Annotated in this window: 17 protein-coding genes and 1 tRNA gene; 8 read left to right on the plus strand and 10 right to left on the minus strand. The window is 63.9% G+C overall.

Annotated elements, in window-relative coordinates:
- Positions 1-268: 268 nt before the first annotated feature.
- Complete coding sequence (locus HYG81_RS31635; protein ID WP_180840175.1) at positions 269-751, plus strand: hypothetical protein; 483 nt, start codon at positions 269-271, stop codon at positions 749-751.
- Between the two features lie 216 nt (positions 752-967).
- Here HYG81_RS31635 and HYG81_RS31640 read toward each other — a convergent pair.
- Positions 968-1,041, minus strand: a tRNA-Val gene (locus tag HYG81_RS31640).
- A gap of 62 nt (positions 1,042-1,103) precedes the next feature.
- Between HYG81_RS31640 and HYG81_RS31645 the strand changes: the two genes are divergently transcribed.
- Both HYG81_RS31645 and HYG81_RS31650 read left to right on the plus strand, forming a co-directional pair.
- Complete coding sequence (locus HYG81_RS31645; protein WP_180840176.1) at positions 1,104-1,847, plus strand: DUF192 domain-containing protein; 744 nt, start codon at positions 1,104-1,106, stop codon at positions 1,845-1,847.
- A 33-nt stretch (positions 1,848-1,880) separates the two neighbouring features.
- Positions 1,881-3,878: an ABC transporter ATP-binding protein gene (locus HYG81_RS31650; protein ID WP_180840177.1), complete on the plus strand. Its 1,998-nt coding sequence runs from the start codon at positions 1,881-1,883 to the stop codon at positions 3,876-3,878.
- Between the two features lie 62 nt (positions 3,879-3,940).
- Here HYG81_RS31650 and HYG81_RS31655 read toward each other — a convergent pair whose 3' ends face one another.
- Both HYG81_RS31655 and HYG81_RS31660 read right to left on the minus strand, forming a co-directional pair.
- Entirely contained in the window at positions 3,941-4,285 is a 345-nt protein-coding gene (locus HYG81_RS31655) for a DUF5789 family protein (RefSeq protein ID WP_180840178.1), read from the minus strand.
- A gap of 64 nt (positions 4,286-4,349) precedes the next feature.
- Entirely contained in the window at positions 4,350-5,294 is a 945-nt protein-coding gene (locus tag HYG81_RS31660; protein ID WP_180840179.1) for a phosphatase PAP2 family protein, read from the minus strand.
- 153 nt (positions 5,295-5,447) lie between these two features.
- Between HYG81_RS31660 and HYG81_RS31665 the strand changes: the two genes are divergently transcribed.
- The gene (locus tag HYG81_RS31665; protein WP_180840180.1) at positions 5,448-6,185 is read left to right on the plus strand and encodes a creatininase family protein; all 738 of its coding nucleotides are present in this window, start codon (positions 5,448-5,450) and stop codon (positions 6,183-6,185) included.
- Positions 6,186-6,228: 43 nt separating this feature from the next.
- Here HYG81_RS31665 and HYG81_RS31670 read toward each other — a convergent pair whose 3' ends face one another.
- From HYG81_RS31670 to HYG81_RS31680, 3 genes are all read right to left on the minus strand, one after another.
- Positions 6,229-6,738, minus strand: coding sequence for a DUF5790 family protein (locus tag HYG81_RS31670; protein ID WP_180840181.1), 510 nt, complete (start codon positions 6,736-6,738; stop codon positions 6,229-6,231).
- 279 nt (positions 6,739-7,017) lie between these two features.
- The gene (locus HYG81_RS31675; protein ID WP_180840182.1) at positions 7,018-8,508 is read right to left on the minus strand and encodes an aldehyde dehydrogenase family protein; all 1,491 of its coding nucleotides are present in this window, start codon (positions 8,506-8,508) and stop codon (positions 7,018-7,020) included.
- A 119-nt stretch (positions 8,509-8,627) separates the two neighbouring features.
- Complete coding sequence (locus HYG81_RS31680) at positions 8,628-8,984, minus strand: dihydroneopterin aldolase family protein (protein WP_180840183.1); 357 nt, start codon at positions 8,982-8,984, stop codon at positions 8,628-8,630.
- A gap of 367 nt (positions 8,985-9,351) precedes the next feature.
- On the opposite strand from HYG81_RS31680, the gene azf reads away from it, so the two are divergent.
- Together azf and HYG81_RS31690 are read left to right on the plus strand one after the other, a co-directional pair.
- Entirely contained in the window at positions 9,352-10,125 is a 774-nt protein-coding gene (gene azf / locus HYG81_RS31685) for an NAD-dependent glucose-6-phosphate dehydrogenase Azf (protein WP_180840184.1), read from the plus strand.
- 108 nt (positions 10,126-10,233) lie between these two features.
- Positions 10,234-11,205, plus strand: a complete 972-nt coding sequence (locus tag HYG81_RS31690) for an aldo/keto reductase (protein WP_180840185.1) — start codon at positions 10,234-10,236, stop codon at positions 11,203-11,205.
- A 25-nt stretch (positions 11,206-11,230) separates the two neighbouring features.
- Here HYG81_RS31690 and HYG81_RS31695 read toward each other — a convergent pair whose 3' ends face one another.
- The 3 genes from HYG81_RS31695 to lonB are packed head-to-tail and all read right to left on the minus strand — an operon-like array spanning position 11,231 to position 14,906.
- Complete coding sequence (locus HYG81_RS31695; protein ID WP_180840186.1) at positions 11,231-11,575, minus strand: hypothetical protein; 345 nt, start codon at positions 11,573-11,575, stop codon at positions 11,231-11,233.
- Positions 11,576-11,600: 25 nt separating this feature from the next.
- Positions 11,601-12,755, minus strand: coding sequence for a CPBP family intramembrane glutamic endopeptidase (locus tag HYG81_RS31700; protein ID WP_180840187.1), 1,155 nt, complete (start codon positions 12,753-12,755; stop codon positions 11,601-11,603).
- On the minus strand, positions 12,756-14,906 hold the full coding sequence (lonB, locus tag HYG81_RS31705) for an ATP-dependent protease LonB (RefSeq protein WP_180840188.1): 2,151 nt from the start codon (positions 14,904-14,906) through the stop codon (positions 12,756-12,758). It lies immediately after the preceding gene.
- Between the two features lie 302 nt (positions 14,907-15,208).
- Between lonB and HYG81_RS31710 the strand changes: the two genes are divergently transcribed.
- Positions 15,209-15,727 (plus strand): nicotinamide-nucleotide adenylyltransferase, encoded by a 519-nt coding sequence (locus HYG81_RS31710; RefSeq protein ID WP_180840189.1) that lies wholly within the window; start codon positions 15,209-15,211, stop codon positions 15,725-15,727.
- A gap of 28 nt (positions 15,728-15,755) precedes the next feature.
- Positions 15,756-16,595 (plus strand): SAM hydrolase/SAM-dependent halogenase family protein, encoded by an 840-nt coding sequence (locus HYG81_RS31715; RefSeq protein WP_180840190.1) that lies wholly within the window; start codon positions 15,756-15,758, stop codon positions 16,593-16,595.
- Positions 16,596-16,622: 27 nt separating this feature from the next.
- On the opposite strand, the gene HYG81_RS31720 is transcribed toward HYG81_RS31715, so the two are convergent.
- Positions 16,623-16,994, minus strand: coding sequence for a HalOD1 output domain-containing protein (locus tag HYG81_RS31720; protein WP_180840191.1), 372 nt, complete (start codon positions 16,992-16,994; stop codon positions 16,623-16,625).
- Between the last annotated feature and the right edge of the window lie 40 nt (positions 16,995-17,034).

A 17,034-nucleotide genomic window follows, 5' to 3' on the forward strand; every position in this document is an offset into this window, starting at 1 on the left:
CGCGACGAATTTCTGCCGTCACGGATTGTTCGTGGCAGAAATATGGCTCGGGCGGGTTCGAACCGAAGCAAGACGGTCCAAATCAGTCTTGCCGTCTGTATCGTGATAGTCTGTCGACTGATAGGTGGCGAAGTTTAGATCGGGGTCAGGACATTTTAAATCGCCTACTTGGACATTGCGTGCGTCACACGTGCATAATCGAGAGACTGAACCAGTTTGAGCGAAGCTATAGGAATACTTTGATATGATGATAATGTGTGTTGACATCATGAACAGACGGAAATTGCTGTCCTCGATTACTGGAATAGGTGTTATTGGCCTTGCTGGGTGTGCTGCCGATGGGGACGACTCAGAAGACTCCGAAGCTACTGATGATGGTGAACAAGATGACTCTGAAACTGATAATACAGACAGTGGAGAGGATGATTCTGAAGAAGAATACGAGACTGGTGTTGTGTACGAAGACACGCTGAGTAACCTGCGAAACTGGCAAGTCGATGTGGTAGAAGGGCAGACCGTCACGGTCGAAGCATCAAATATTGGCGAAGGGGAACGTCTAAGATTCCAAGTAGGGGATGGAACTGGATTCGTTCACAGCTACCAGTTCTATGAAGAAAAGGATGGAGAAACCAACGAATACGAAATAGAGAGCGATGGTCAACATCAACTCCAATTAAATCCAGACCGGCATGAAGCCCCCGTGAATGAAGACGTGGAAATCGATGTTCGAATGGAACTGAGCGAACCGTAGTGGTTTACTTGGTCTGTAGGTGGCGTTACCTCTCCGTGACAACTTCGGCTAGGTCGTAGTCGTCTCTATCTAATGTCCTCGGGCGCATCGAACCTAACGTAATCGCCAGACGTGTCCGAGGCGGGTGCACTGCGTGGTTGGAATCTAGCGATTCGAGGGACGATTCCAGACCGAAACCCGACTCCGTACAGCGAATCCGAGCATGAATAGCGGTAGTGGGCTCGGGCGGGTTCGAACCACCGACCTCGGCCTTGTAAAGGCCGCGTCATAACCAGCTAGACCACGAGCCCGTATCCGGGACGAGTCGCCCCGTCCGAATAACCTTTACTCTCTCGCGTTGCAGGTATCGTGCATGGCACTCGAGCGCGTATGGAAGGGGCTCCTCGTCGTCGCCATCCTCGCAGCTCTCGGCATTGTCCTCGTGCAGGCTGGCCTCGTTTCTGCCCCGTGGGGCCCTGACGAGGGCGAAGTTCGCGTCCTCGACGATGGATCCGACGATGACGCGGATTCCGAATCGGGAAACGGTGCTGCCGACAGTGAACCCGCAGATGGGACCGGTGAAGAGACGAACGAAAGCGATGAGAGCAACGGATCGACGAATGAAACCGCTGGCGACGCTGAACGCGAACCCAAAGCCGTGATTGATGTCGACATCGCCGACGACAGAAACGAACGCTATACCGGATTGAGTGATCACGAGTCCCTCGAGCCGGGTAACGGGATGTTGTTCATCCACAATGAGGAACAAGAGTTGGACTATGTGATGCGCGAGATGGACTTCGACATCGATATCATCTTCATCGACGCCGATCGCGAAATCACGTCGATTCACCACGCCCGCGCGCCCGGCCCCGACGAGGACGGAAATGATCTCGAGTACTCCGGCCGCGGGAAGTGGGTGCTCGAGGTGCCACGCGGCTACGCGAACGAGACGGGCATCGAAGTCGGCGACGAAGTCGAAATCGATCTCGAATCGAACCAGACCACCATTACCAGTGTCGGAGCTGATTCACTCGAGCGCTTTGCCGCGACGGCAGACCGCGAGCCGACCGCGCCGGCAGCGGTCGACGCCCGCCGTATTTCGGCTCGTCGGTAATTCTTATTGCCGGCGGACCCTGAGCCCTGTTGAATGAGTAGCGCCGACTGGGACGAGGACGATCCCTTCGAGGAGCAGCGGGCGGAGATCGAGAATCCGATGAAGCGGCTGTTCCTCGAGTACGGGTCGAACTACAAGGGCGCCGCTGTCATCGGCGTAATCGCGAGTTTCTTCGCTCGGATTCTGGACCTGCTCCCGGCGCTCATGCTGGGGGTCGCGATCGACGCCGTGATCCGCCAGGATATCCCGTACGCAGAGGCGTTCCCGGTCGGCGGCGGGCTCGTGGCCCCCTACGTCCCCGACGGCCGATTGCCCCAGTTCTGGCTGACGATCGGGATCATCGCCGGCGCGTTTCTCTGTTCAGCCGTGTTCCACTGGACCCGAAACTGGGGGTTCAACACGTTCGCCCAGAACGTCCAGCACGACATCCGGACCGACACCTACGACGAGATGCAGCGCCTGGACATGGGATTCTTCGCCGACAAGCAGACCGGCGAGATGATGTCGATCCTCTCGAACGACGTCAACCGCCTCGAGAAGTTTCTGAACGACGGGATGAACTCCCTGTTCCGGCTGCTCGTGATGGTGCTCGGCATCGGTGGCCTGCTGTTCGCGATCAACTGGCAGCTGGCCCTGATCGCGCTCCTCCCGGTGCCGCTGATCGCCCTCTTTACCTACCTCTTCATCCAGACGATCCAGCCCAAGTACGCTCAGGTCCGCTCGACCGTCGGCAAGGTCAACTCCCGACTCGAGAACAACCTCGGCGGCATTCAGGTCATCAAGTCCAGTACGACCGAGGAGTACGAATCCGACCGGGTCGAAGACGTCTCTCAGGAGTACTTCGACGCCAACTGGGGCGCGATTCGCACCCGGATCAAGTTCTTCCCCGGCCTGCGCGTCCTCGCGGGAATCGGCTTCGTCATCACCTTCCTCGTCGGCGGACTCTGGGTTATCGGCGGTCCGCCGGGGCCGTTTTCAGGCGGACTCAGCACCGGGATGTTCGTCGTCTTCATCCTCTACACGCAGCGTTTCATCTGGCCGATGGCGCAATTCGGGCAGATAATAAACATGTACCAGCGGGCTCGCGCCTCGAGCGAGCGCATCTTCGGATTGATGGACGAACCGAATCGGGTCGGCGAGGAACCGAACGCACCCGACCTCGAGGTGACCGAGGGTCGCGTCGAGTACGACGACGTCTCGTTCAGCTACGGCGATCGCGAGGCGGAACGGACCACGGGCGAGTCGACCGAGGAGCGCCGCGACTCGGGAGACGAAGAACGGATCCTCGAGAATATCGACTTCACCGTCGACGGCGGCGAGACGCTCGCGCTGGTCGGTCCCACGGGGGCTGGCAAGTCGACGGTCCTCAAACTCCTCCTCCGAATGTACGACGTCGACGAGGGCGCGATCCGCGTCGACGGACAAAACGTTCGGAACGTGACGCTTCGGAGCCTCCGCGAGTCGCTTGGCTACGTGAGTCAGGACACCTTCCTCTTCTACGGCAGCGTCGAGGAGAACATCACGTACGGCACCTTCGACGCCGACCGCGAGGACGTGATCGAGGCCGCGAAGATGGCCGAGGCCCACGAGTTCATCGAGAACCTGCCCGAAGGGTACGACACCGAAGTGGGCGAGCGCGGCGTCAAGCTTTCGGGCGGCCAGCGCCAGCGGCTCTCCATCGCCCGCGCGATCCTCAAAGACCCCGACATCCTCGTGTTAGACGAGGCGACCAGCGACGTCGACACTGAGACAGAGATGCTCATCCAGCGCTCGATCGACGAACTCGCCGAGGATCGAACCACCTTCGCCATCGCCCACCGGCTCTCGACGATCAAGGACGCGGATCAGGTCCTCGTCCTTGAGGGTGGCGAGATCGTCGAACGCGGCACGCACGACGAACTGCTAGAAAACGGCGGACTCTACTCGCACCTCTGGGGCGTGCAGGCCGGCGAAATCGACGAGCTTCCCGAGGAGTTCATCGAGCGCGCCCAGCGCCGGCAGGCGCGGACGGAAGTCGGCGACGATGACTGACGATTAACGACCGCTGATCGAAACGAGTCGGATCTTCGACCGGTCGAATTCCAACTGTCGGCTTAGAACGATTCCTGATCCTCCTGACCGCCCTGCCCCGGTCCTCCCTCGTCCTGCCGGTCTTCACCCGCCGCGGGCGGCGTCCGGTCGCTGTAGTTCTTCCGTCCGATCGCCTCGTCGCCGACCATGTTCATGATCGCCTGTTCGACCTCGCCGTAATCCCTGTACTCGTCCTCGTTCAGCGGTCCGATGAGCTCCTCGAGCGTCGTCGTATTACCACTCATCTCGACGGTCTCGTCGCCGTGCTCCTCGAGGAGTTCGTCGTGGCTGATCGGGTACTCCTGACTCTCGAGTTCGTCCTGGAGGTCACCGAGCTCGACGCCGAGCTCGCGACTATCTTCGGGCATACGTGAAATGAGTATTTAGTGGCGCAAACGGATTGGGCCTGCGTTCGCCGTGGTAAGTGGGCGGTCAGGGTGTGGTCATCTCGTTGGTCGTCAGCCGAGGGAACACGGCGGCCGGAAACACCGACAGGAATCCGAGGAGCATCGCCGAGGCGACCAGTCTCGGTCGACCGCCGAGAACACCGAAGCCGCCAACGGCGATGAGGGAGACGCTGGCAGCTAGCAGTAGCCCTCTCTGGTACTGTTCGGCGGGTGTCGACACGCTCGTTGGCGACACGTTCGCGGCTATCCACCCCGCGAGCCCACTGGCTGCGAGCGCGACGTACGCGACGGCGCTGTCTGCGCGCCCGCTGGCGATCATGGCGACGCCGGCCAGCCCCAGCGCGAGCGTGAACGCAGTGGCCGTCCGATCGAACGGCGACCGCTCGAGAAGCCACCACGTCACGGCGAGATACGAACTCCCGACGACGGTCCCCGCGACGACGTCGAGCGGGTAGTGGACCCCGAGGACGAGCCGGGTGAGTGAAATCGCGACGACGATCGCCCCGGCGACCGCGAGGCGGAGTCGCCGCGTCCTCGCCTCGAGCGCGAGTGCGAACAGACCGTAGGTGACGGTCGCGCCGACCGCGTGACCGCTCGGAAATCCGTAGCCGCCGGCACTCGCGATCGAGAGGTACAGCGACTGCACCGACGACGGGAGGAATGCCGGATCGGACGTCACGAGATCGGGACGCGGTAATGCGAAGAGATGTTTCAACGCCGTCATCACCGCTAGTCCACCGACGATGACGGCGACGAACCAGGGGCCGTCCGGTTGCCGGGCGCAACGGTCGCGCTCGAGCCGCCGGTCACGTCGTGCCGTCCGTCGCCACGCGACGGTCCACGACGCACTGATCCCGAGCACGAGGAGGAACCAGCCATCGCCGAGTTGAGTCACGGCCGCGGCGATGACCGCACCCCACTCCGGGACGAGTTCGTATATGGCCTCGAGAACGCCAGCGCCACGGTCCATACGCGCCATCTTCCACCCTGGTGTGGATAATGACAGGGGCGGAACACGCAGGGTCGTCCGCTCCAGTCGTGCAGAGCCGCCTGGTCCGATACTCGAGCCGGAGGGCAGTTCGGCCACCGCGGGTTTCATATCCGCATGGGCAGACACTCGCGCATGGACCTCTCTACCGCGACGTGGACGGATGTCCGGGACCTCGAGACAACTCTCGCGGTCGTCCCCGTCGGCAGCACGGAACAACACGGCCCGCACGCCCCCCTCGGGACGGACGTGCTGACCGCCGAGGCGGTCGCCGACGCCGGTCTCGAGCGGGTCGATCGCGAGGTCGTCCGCGCGCCGGCGATTCCGGTCGGGATCGCCGAGGAGCACCGCCAGTTCCCCGGGACGATGTGGGTCTCCGAGGACACCTTCCGGGACTACGTCGGCGAGGCCGTCGCGAGTCTGGCCCACCACGGCTTCGATCGCGTCGTCATCGTCAACGGCCACGGCGGGAACGTCGACGCCCTCCGGGAGGTCGGCGGGCGACTCACCCGCGACGGCGACGCCTACGTCGTCCCGTTCACCTGGTTCGAGGGCGTCGGCGAGCACACCGCCGACATGGGTCACGGCGGCCCCCTCGAGACGGGACTCCTGCGCCACCTCGAGCCGGAGCTGATCCACGAAGATCGGATCGACGAGGCCCAAGCCGGCGCGGCCGACGGCTGGGGCGACTGGATGAGTTACGTCAATCTAGCCTACGACGCAGCGGAGTTTACGGAAAACGGGGTCGTCGGGGATCCGGCCGACGGCGACGCCCGGCGAGGAGAAGAACTGCTCGAGTTAGCCGCCGACGGGCTGGCTCGGCTGCTCGAGGCGGTCGCCGAGCGAGACGTCTCGCGGCCCGAACAGCGGTAAGGTTCCGCGATCGGATCGATCGAGTTCGGCTGCTGGCGATCGATTACTCTTCGTCTTCTTCGTCCGCCTCGTCTTCGTCGTCTGCCTCCGCTTCTTCTTCCGCTTCCTCCTCTTCCTCATCCTCATCTGCGGCGTCGTCAGCGTCGTCTGCCGACTCTTCGGGGCCTGCGTCCTGAAGCGTCCCGCGCAGTGCCGGAATGGTTGACGTGAGTTCGCCGACCTGTTCGCTCGCCTCGGCGATGTCCGTGATGGCCGCCTCGAGGGATTCGATCTCTTCCTCGAGGTCGTCAGCGTCGTCGAAGGCGTCGGCACGCTGGCCCATCGTGAACCACTTCTTCGCATCGCGGAGGCTGTCCTCGGCGTCGCCGACCTCGAGCGCCGAATTGAGGCCGTTGAGGGCACCCAACACGTTGTCGGCGTCGGTCTCCCAGATCTCGTCGGCGTCGGGTAGCGCTGTCCATCCTTCCTCGAGCGAGGATTCGACGTCCTCGCGCATCTCGTTGGCCGCTTCCCCGAACAGTTCCTCGTCGTCGCCGAGCGTGGCTTGGCTCATGTCATCGTCTTTGCGGTCACCGGGGTTAAAAGATAGCCCGAAAGTGAAAGTGGAATCGGACGGAAGCGGATCGATATCGGTCGAACAGGAGCGCGATTTCGAAAGGAAGGTCGTCGGACGAAGTCCGCCGTTGGATCGCCGGAAACCGTCACGTCTCGAGCCGTCGTTCGACTCCGGAAGGGCCGCCATCACGGAGCGAACGTGTTGCTCCTGGTCGGGTACCGCCCGTCCGGTCGCCGGACGGATACGCGACCATCGACTGCGCGACCGGCCGACCGATCAGAAGGGATACTCTCGCCGATCGTGCTGGACGGAAATCCACTTCTTTTCGGTGACCAGGTCCAGGACTTCGGTACTGTTGTAGCCGCCGGTACCCGACGCCTTCGTACCGCTGAAGGGGACGTGCGCCTCGTCGTTGATCGGCTGGTCATCGACGTGGACCATACCGGTGTCCAGCCGTTCCGCGATCCGCATACCGGTGCCGACGTCGCCCGCGTGAACCGACCCGGAGAGGCCGTACTGGGTGTCGTCGTGGAGTTCGATCGCCTCGTCGATATCCGAGAACGGGATCACCGGCGCGATCGGGCCGAAGTGCTCGTTACACGCGGCGGCCATGTCGTTGGTCGCATCCGAGAGCACCGTCGGCGCGACGACCAGCGAGTCGTCGACTCCATCGAGGCCGACGGTCTCGCCGCCGGTCTCGAGCGTCGCGCCGGCGTCGACGGTCTCCTTGACGTAGCCGAGCATCTCGTCGCGCTGGCCCTCGTCGATGATGGGGCCGACGACCGTGTCCGGGTCGTGGGCGCTCCCGACCGGGAGCGACGCCGCGCGATCCGTGAGCAAGTCGACGTACTCGTCGTAGACGTCCTCGTGGACGAGGTGGCGGTTGATCGAGATACAGACCTGTCCCTGATGGACGAACGACCCGAACGCGGCGGCGTCGACCGCCGCCTCCACGTCGGCGTCGGCGGTGACGATGTGGGCGTTGTTTCCCCCGAGTTCCATCGCGGCCGCGGAGAGGTTCTCGCCGGCTTTTGCGGCGACCCCGCGGCCCACGGGTGTCGAGCCGGTAAAGGCGACGACGTCGCTCTCGGGGTGTTCGACGACTGCGTCGCCGATGTCCGACCCGTGACCGGGGACGACGTTGATCAGTCCGTCGGGGAGGCCCGCCTCCTCGTACAGTTTCGCCATCAGGAGGCCGCCAGTGATCGGCGTGTTCGAGGCGGGTTTGACGACGACCGCGTTCCCGGTCGCGAGGGCCGGTGCGATCGCCCGCCCCGAGAGGTTGAGCGGGAAGTTCCACGGGGAGATGACAGTGACCACACCCTCGGGCTCCCGGCGGACGAAGTTTTCCTTTCCGGGAACGTTGGAGTCGGCCTGCTCGCCTTTCATTCGACGGGGGAACGACGCGGCCTCGTTGGCCTGATCGGTCGTGATACTGATCGAGGTCTCGCCCATGATCTGCGAGCCGCCCGCCTCGTGGGCCAGCAGTTCGATGATTTCCGCTTTGTGCTCCTGGATTACTCGGGCGAACGCCTGCGCGACCCGTTCGCGTTCGGCCGGCGGCGCTCGTTCCCACTCTTTCTGCGCGTCTGCGGCGGCCTTGTAGGCGGCGTCCACGTCCGACTCGACGGCGGCTGGTACGCGTGCGACCTCCTCGCGGGTGGAGGGGTCTTCCACGGCGATTTCCTCGTCACCGTCGGAGGGCGTCCACTCGCCGTCGATGTAGAGACTGTTCCAATCGGCGTCGATCGAGAGTTCCGGTCCCATCGATCGGCTTACGTGAGCGCCACTGAAAAGCCGACACCGGGCACTCACAAGTTCTCAGTATCCGATCTAACACGACTGCGTCCAGAACCCGAGTCGAGCCCGATCGATCGTCCCCCGCGCTACGATCGAACCGACTCGAGGCGCATCAGCGGATAGCCGTCCTCCATCTCCATGCGGGTGACGACTTCACAACCCTCGTAGTCGACGACGATTTCGACCGCGAGGAAACGGCCCGTCAGTTCGGTGTAATCGGCGCTCGAGTCGGCGAGTTCGGCCTCGAGTTCGTCGGTCAGTACGTCGACGGTGACGTCGATACAGTGGGGCTGGTTCTCGATCGATTCCGCCATCGCCGTCTCGAGGCTCGCGGCGCTGTCCGGCGAGACGGGCGTGCCGGCGAACTGGTGGTAGAGCGAGCCGAACTTAATGCCGGCCTCGAAGCAGGCAGCTTCGGCGTCGGTCGGATCGTCGGAAGCCATACACCGTCTCTCGAGTGCAGTCGGGAAGGGGATTGCGATAGGATCGAGCAAAGGTAGAGTCGCTCTATCAGCTGGCGTGGCAGCGTCAGATAACGAGACTGGGCGTCCTGCTAGCGTGGCCACAGGGGAATCGCCACGCCCTCCCCAGCCGATTCGCTCGCTGTGCTCGCTCATCCCTCGCGCAGCGTCGTCGCCCGCCCTCACTACCGTTCGGTCGGCCGACAGTGCGCGCCACCGCATGTGGATCCTCGGTCGGGAACGTGAGAGGGAGATAATTACCGATGCTGAACTGGGTCGCGTGATACTCCCGCTCGAACTGCCGCGGAACCGCATGGTACTTATCGACGCTGTCCCTCACACCGAACGAATGGCACAGTCAGTCCTGCTCACCGGGGCTGCGGGGCGAGTCGGAGACGCCATCCTCGGCGGCCTCGCGGACGACCACGAGTGGCGGTTGCTGGATCGCGATCCGCCGACGGACGACCACCCGGGCGAGTTCGTCGTCGCGGATATCACCGACGGGGACGCCGTCCGCGAGGCGATGGACGGAATCGACGTCGTGGTTCACCTCGCGGGCGATCCGCGCCCCGAAGCGCCGTGGGACAGCGTCCTGACCAACAACATCGACGGCACGCAGACGATTTTCGAGGCCGCCGTCGACGCGGGCATCGAGACGGTCGTCTTCGCCTCGTCGAACCACGCCGTCGGCAACTACGAGACCGACGATCGCACGCCCGACCTGTACCGTGAGCACGACGACTACCTCCTCGACGGCACCGAACTCCCCCGACCGAGCAACCTCTACGGCGTCTCGAAGGCCGCCGGGGAGACGCTCGGCCGCTACTACCACGACGAACACGACCTCTCGGTCGCCTGCATCCGCATCGGCAACCTCACCGAGGGCCACCCGCCGATCGACTACGAGCGCGGGCAGGCGATGTGGCTCTCCTACCGCGACTGTGCGCACCTCTTCGATCGCTGCATCCGCGCCGACTACGAGTACGAAATCGTCTACGGCATCTCCGACAACGACCGAAAGTACTACTCGCTCGAGCGCGCCCGCGAGGCCCTCGGCTACGAGCCGCGGGACAACTCCGCGTACTACGACGGCGAGGACCGGGTCGTCGAACCCGACGCCTGATCGCGCTCACCCGCCGCCACTCGATTTTGCTTCGACCGTCTGGTCCAGAGCCGGCAACCGACTCGGACGAGCCGCGAGCTTTTGCCGCTCGGCGTGGGAACTGACGGCATGGAGTACACCACGCTCGGAAACACGGGAATGACGGTCAGCCGCATCTGTCTGGGCTGTATGAGTTTCGGGACGGATCGGGAGTGGATGCTCGAGCCCGAGGAGAGCAAAGAACTCATCGACCGCGCAATCGATCTTGGGATCAACTTCTTCGATACCGCGAACGTCTACTCGACGGGCGAGTCCGAGGAGATTCTGGGCGACGCGCTCGAGGGGTACGACCGCGATTCGCAGGTGGTCGCGACGAAGGTCTTCGGCGAGATGGATCCCGACAATCCGAACGCCAGCGGCCTCTCCCGCAAGGCGATCGAACAGGAACTCGAGGCGAGTCTTGATCGCCTGGGGATGGACACCATCGACCTCTACCAGACCCACCGGTGGGACTACGACACCCCGATCGAGGAGACGCTCCGCGCCCTCGACGACGCGGTCCGTCAGGGGAAGGTACGGTATATCGGCACCTCCTCACAGTGGGCCCACCAGTTCGCCGACGCCCTCCATACCAGCGACGCACTGGGCCTCGAGCGGTTCGCGACGATGCAAAACCACTACAACGTCCTCTACCGCGAGGAGGAACGCGAGATGTTACCCCTCTGTGAGAAGGAAGACGTCGGCGTCATCCCGTGGTCGCCGCTGGCCCGCGGCGTCGCGACCCGCCCCCACGAGGAGCTCGAATCGACGACGCGCGGGCAGACCGACAAGTACCTCGAGCAGATGTCCTACCTCCAGGGCGGCGGCGAGGAAATCAACGAACGGATTCAGGAACTCGCCGACGAGAAGGGCGTCTCGATGGCCCAGATCTCGCTCGCATGGTTGCTCCACAAGGACTGGGTCGACGCCCCCATCGTTGGAACGACCAGCGTCGAGCACCTCGAGGACGCCGTCGAAGCCCTCGAGATCGATCTCTCGGAGTCGGAGATCGCGTCTCTCGAGGAACCCTACGAGCCGCTGCCGGTGGCGGGTCACGAGTAGGCGAAACGCGGCGTCGGGACGGGCATCAGTTCGCACGCCAGAGCGCGTAGACGTAGCACCCGACGCCGAGAAAGACGAACAGCGACGACAGCAGGTCGATGGTGGCCATCCTCGTGAGGACGGCAGCGAACGTGAGAACGCCGCCCGCGACGAGACAGCCCGCGGCCGCCGCCAGCGCCGAGCGCGGGTCCGTAGCCTGTTCGTACAGCATCGCCCCGACGGTGATCGCGATGACGCCGAATCCGAGCTCCGCGACGGTGGCCGCCAGCGGATCGTTCGCGATCGTCGCGTAGGCCAATACGACGAAGTAGCCGAGGATCAGGGCGACGATCGCTCGAGACCGTCCCATCGACCGCGGGGTCGCGTTCATGGATCACCCAACTGGCCCCCACTCCTTAGCCTTCGAGGGTCTCGGCCCACTCGAGGTCGAATCCCTCGTGGACGACGAACTCGAGGGCGTTGATCAGGTAGTGAGCGACGACGACGACCAGCAGGCTCCCGGTGGCGATGTAGACGGTCGCGAGCACGAGTCCGAGGAGGCCGGTGACGACGACCCCGACGGAGCCCTGCATGCCGTGGCCGAGCGCGAACGCGATCGAGGAGCCGATCGCGAGCAGCCACGGCGAGAGACCGAAGCCGGCGGCGGGGACGCCGATCAGCGCTGCCCGAAAGAGGAACTCCTCGAAGAAGGCGATGATCGGCAGCACGCCCAGCAGGAGGACGAGCCACCCGCTGATCGAGTCGGGCGAGAGCAGTTCGCGAAGCGCCTCGTCGTGGTCGAACCCGAACTTCGTCGCGGCCGCTGCAGCGAGTTCGTTCGCGAGATACAGGCCGACCCCGGCGGCCGTTCCCAGGAGTAGCCCCGTCTCGAGATACCCGAGAGAGAACTCGATGCCCAGCGCCGACGCGGGGATCGCCGTGTAGAGCGCTGCACCGAGCAAGACGAGCGCGAACAGCCCCTGTGAGAAGGCCACGTTCGCGAGGATCATTCCGGTCGACAGCGAGCCCGGCTCGATGCCGCGCTCGGTCGGCCGTCGCCGATCGGCGCGCTCGCGATCGGCCTCGATGGCCGCGTCGTGCGTTTCGATGGATGCGTCGTGTGATTCGCTTGAGGCCGTGGGGTGAACTCCCCTCCTGTCATCGTCGGAAGCACCTGTCGTGCCCGCGTTCCGCTCCGAATCGGGGTTCAGCGGATCGTCAGCCGCCCCTGTTTCTCGGATCGAATCCCGATCCGTCGGCGCGGCCGTGTTGCCGTCCGAATCGGGTGTTGCCTCGTCGGTATGCGGGCTCGAGTCGGGCGTCTGATCGGCGGGGTTGGATGGCTGGTCGGCGAAGCCGGCTGTCTGCTCGGTGGAGTCAGATGTCTCTCCGGTGGAGTCGATGGGCTGGTCAGTAGAATCGGAGTCGAACAGACCGTCAACCGGTTCTCCGTCACCGTCGCTGGAATCGGTTTCGCCGTCGGTAAACGCGGACTGTGTGAGATGCGAAAGAACGAGCAGCAATACGAGGACGACGCCCGTAATGCCGACGAACGTCGCCCACTGCGGCATTTACTGTGGGCTCGGATTCGAGCCGCCGGCGGAGCCGACGGTGCCCTGATCGAACGCCGTGCCGGTGATCGACTTGAGGCGGTCGACTAGCGAGTCCTTCTTCGGTTCGCCCATGAGGGCGACGTCCAGGACTTCGCTGATATTCGAGCAGGGGATGATCTCGACCATCTCCTCGTACTCGTCTTCGATCATCACGTCCTGCTTGTTCGCTTCGGGGATGATGATCCTGGTGCAGCCGGCCTTCGCGGCGGCTTCGATCTTGTGGGTGACCCCGCCGACCGGGAGCACGTCGCCGCGCACGGAGAGCGAGCCGGTCATCGCGACCGACTGATCGACCGGGATGTTCTCCAGCGCGCTGATGACGGCAGTCGCCACCGTGATAGAGGCGGAGTCGCCGTCGACGCCTCCCTCGCCGGCCTGGACGAACTGGATGTGGATGTCCTTCTCCGAGAGATCGACGTCGGAGAACTTCTTGATGATCGCGGAGACGTTCTGGACCGACTCCTCGGCCATCTCCTTGAGCTGGCCGGTGGCGATCACCTTCCCGCCGCCCTGTGCGGGCGCGATTTCGGCCATGACGGGGAGCATGATACCGGAGTCCTCGCCCATGACGGCGAGGCCGTTGACGCGGCCCTCGACGCCGCCGTCGTTGACCTGCAGCTCGTAGTCCTTGCGGCGCTCGATGTAGTCGTCGGCGAGCTGTTGCTCGATCGAGCGCGAGCGCGCCTTGGCCTGCAAGACGTCGTCGCGGGTGGTGAACTCGCGATCCTCGGCGCGGGCAATGTCGCCCGCGACGCGGACCAGTCCACCGAGGCTGCGGAACAGCAGCGTCAGGTGGTTCTTTCGACCGGAGCGGCGTTTCGCCTCAAGGATGACTTCCTCGACGGCGTCGTCGGTGAAGTGGGGGAGACGGCCGTCGCGTTCGACCTCCTGGGCGATGAAGCGCGCGTACTTGCGCCGCATCTCGGGGGTGTCCTCGATGGTGTCGTCCATGTAGACCTCGTAGCCGTACCCCTTGATCCGGTTGCGGAGCGCGGGGTGCATGTTCTCCATGGCGTCGAGGTTACCCGCAGCGACCATGATGAAGTCACAGGGGACGGGCTCGGTCTGGACCATCGCGCCCGAGGAGCGCTCGGACTGGCCCGTAATGGAGAACTCGCCCTCCTGAATGGCCGTCATCAGCTTCTGCTGGGTGCGGATGTCGAGCGTGTTGATCTCGTCGACGAACAGCACGCCCTTGTTCGACTTGTGGATCGAGCCGGGTTCGACGCGGTCGTGGCTCGGCGTCTCCATGCCACCGGATTGGAACGGGTCGTGGCGGACGTCGCCCAGCAGTGCGCCGGCGTGGGCACCGGTCGCGTCCTCGAAGGGGGCGACGCGCTGATCGCCGTTGTTGACGATCATGTTCGGCACCATCGCGTCGCTGCCACGGGAGGTGTAGCGGAAGATCAGCCAGATGATTCCCGCCGCGAGAATCCCAAGCAGGAGCGAGGCCCCCGACAGAAGCGTGTAGCCGAGGACGACCGCGATGATGATCCACATCAGGATCGAGCGCATCTGGTTGCGCTTGCGGGCTTCCTCCTTGTGGGCGTCGATGATCTGGTCGCCCTTGCCTGCGGGGACGGTTCGGACCTTCGGTTCGTTCCCGTCGTCCGGGTTGTGGTAGACTAAGACGTCCTGCAGGTCCTCCTGTGGAAGCAGTTGGCTCATCGCCTTCGCCAGCATCGACTTCCCGGTTCCCGGTGAGCCGATCATCATAACGTGCCGGCGTTGCTTCGCCGCTTTGATAATTATGTCTCGTGCTTCGTCCTGACCGATGACCTGATCGACGAGTCGATCGGGGACTTCGATGTCCTCCGTCGAGTCGATCTTGAGGCCGCCGAGAAGATCGTCATCCGCGATATCCTCGTCGACCTCGACGCCGGGATCGACCTCGACCGTACTCCCGAGGTCGTCGACGGTTTCGATGTCGTCGTCCTCCTCCTCGTCGGACGCCGGCTCGAACTCGTCGATCGTATCGTCGACGTCGTTGCCACGGTCACCGTCCTCCTCGAGCGGCGACCGGTCTCCCTGACGCTCGCGCTGCTCCTCGTCGGGAGCAGCGTCGGGGGCGTCTTCGGGAGGGTCGTCAACGTTCGTATCGTTACTCATAGAACTCTGTTCGGTACCTGAGTCGAAGGGATTGCGACTGATATACTTTCTCCATGCGGTGGATGGTGTCAGTTGCGGATACGGGCAGGCACAGCGCTCGAGAGCGGGGATCAACCGATTACTATCAATTTTTTAATACAGGCTTACTTCGATAGGAATATATAAATCTGGGACTTACAAATGACGGTGACTGACAGGGGAGACGGAACGTGGTGTCGGTCGCGCAACCGATTGACGCCACGGCAGGGCGATTTGCGGGGAAACTCGCCACGCTTAAGCGTTCCGCACGAGCAGTATCCGACATGACCCGGGGGTTCTATATCGGCCGTTTTCAGCCGTTCCACAACGGCCACCGGAGCATGGTCGAGCAGATCGCAGAAGACGTCGACGAACTCGTCCTCGGGATCGGGAGCGCCGACGACTCCCACACGGTTCACAACCCGTTTACCGCGGGCGAGCGGATCATGATGATCACGAAGTCGCTCGTCGACTCCGATCTCGTGACCTACGCCGTTCCGATCGAGGATCTGGAACGAAATTCGGTGTGGGTGAGCCACGTCCAGAGCATGAGTCCCGACTTCGACGTCGCCTACTCGAACAACCCGCTCGTTATCCAGCTGTTTCGGGAGGCCGGCATCGAGATCCGTCAGTCGCCGATGTTCAATCGAGAGGTACTCGAGGGATCGGAGGTCCGCGAACGGATGATAACGGGCGGCGACTGGGAGTCGCTCGTTCCCGAAGCGGTCGTGCAGGTCGTCGACGAGATGGACGGCATCGAGCGCATCCAGATGGTCAGCGACTCCGACTCGAACGGCGACTGATTTCGGTCGTCGGTTCGTAGCAACGACCATGATCACGCTCTCCTCTGACTTCGGCACACCCTACCCCGCGGCGATGAAGGGAGTGATGTTGCAGCGAACGGACGCCAGACTGGTGGACGTCGCCCACGATTTTCCCCGGCAGGACGTTCGAACGGCGGCCTTCTGGCTTCGGGAGGTGCTCCCCTATTTTCCGCCCGCGACGCACCTCGTGGTCGTCGATCCGGGCGTCGGCACCGACCGGAACGCACTGGTCGTCCGCGCCGGCGACCACACGCTCGTGGGACCGGACAACGGCGTCTTGCGCCCTGCCGCGCGGAGACTCGCGGCCGACGAGACCGGAGTCGAGACGTATCTGATCGACGAGCGGGAAATCGGTCCCGTCGAACCGACGACGCCGACGGACTCGACGGCCGACTCGAGCGAACACCGATCGCCCCGGAGTACCACGTTTCACGGACGGGACGTCTTCGCCCCCGCCGCCGCTGCGGTTCACGATGCCGATATCGACTCGCTTGGCTCCCTCGAGTGTCTCGAGCCGGGAACGGCGGCGGTCGACCTCCAGCTCCCCGCGGCCGAACTCGAGGACGACCGAGCGATCGGCGAAGTGCTGGTGGTCGACGGGTTCGGAAACGCCATCACGAACGTTCCGGGAGCGTTTCTCGACGGCCGGGAGCGAGTGATGGCGAACGGCCGGGCCGTCCCGGTCGGGACGACGTTCGCAGCCGTTCCCGTCGGGGAGCGACTGGCGACCGTCGGCAGCCACGGCTACGTCGAACTCGATGTCAATCAGGGCCGCGGCGACGAGGCCTTCGGCCTTGAGCCGGGCGATCGGGTCGTTCTCGAACCTGCTCCGGGAGGGGACGACTGACGGAACCGTAACCACTCGAGGTGCCTGTCAGTCGGCTGCCGGCGTGACGCGCTTCCGTGTCGGGTCGATGACGAGCTCCCCGTCCGAACGCACGGTCACGGAACACTGCGAGAACGGAAAGGAGACCGAGCCGTCGCCGACGCGGGGCTCGTCGCCCTGCCAGTGGATGAACAGCGCGTTCAACGCGTCCGGCTCGACGCACTCCGAGAGCGCCTCGAGGTCGTCCGGTTCGACGCCGAGGACCGACGAGACGGTCATGAGCAGGGCCGTGCTCACCGGCTCGTATGCGCCGACCTCACACCACGTGTGATAGGTCCCTCGGTCATCGTCGTAGTAGACCGTCCGGTCGCTCGCCGTCCCGATCGGCGTCAAGCTCTCTCGCGGGGTTGTTCCGGACATACTAGCTCCAGCTCACACATGTTAACACTTAACATTGATG

The sequence above is a fragment of the Natrinema zhouii genome (genome assembly GCF_013456555.2).
GTDB classification, from domain to species: Archaea; Halobacteriota; Halobacteria; order Halobacteriales; family Natrialbaceae; genus Natrinema; species Natrinema zhouii.